Source organism: Escherichia sp. KCJ4928, assembly GCF_004352695.1.
Lineage (GTDB): Bacteria > Pseudomonadota > Gammaproteobacteria > Enterobacterales > Enterobacteriaceae > ECMA0423.
Genome location: NZ_SJWV01000892.1, coordinates 1 through 221 on the forward strand (window position 1 = coordinate 1; position 221 = coordinate 221).

Below are 221 nucleotides of genomic sequence, written 5' to 3' on the forward strand. Positions count from 1 at the left end.
TATGCGGGCGCTGGCTGAGCGTCTGCCGCAGCATGAGGATAAACTGATGACTATCGCAGAACGTCTTGAGCAAAAAGGTCGCCAGGAAGGCAGGATGGAAGGACGCATGGAAGGACGCATGGAAGGAGCGCTTGAAAAAGCCCTGGCTATTGCGTGCCAGCTTCAGAAAATGGGGATGACGCCGGAGCAGATTAAGCAGGCTACCGGACTTTCCGATGACG

1 pseudogene is annotated in these 221 nt (G+C 55.7%); it reads left to right on the top strand.

The annotated features are described in order from the left end of the window. A pseudogene (locus E0D98_RS27285) lies at positions 1-221 on the top strand (transposase); the annotation flags it as partial.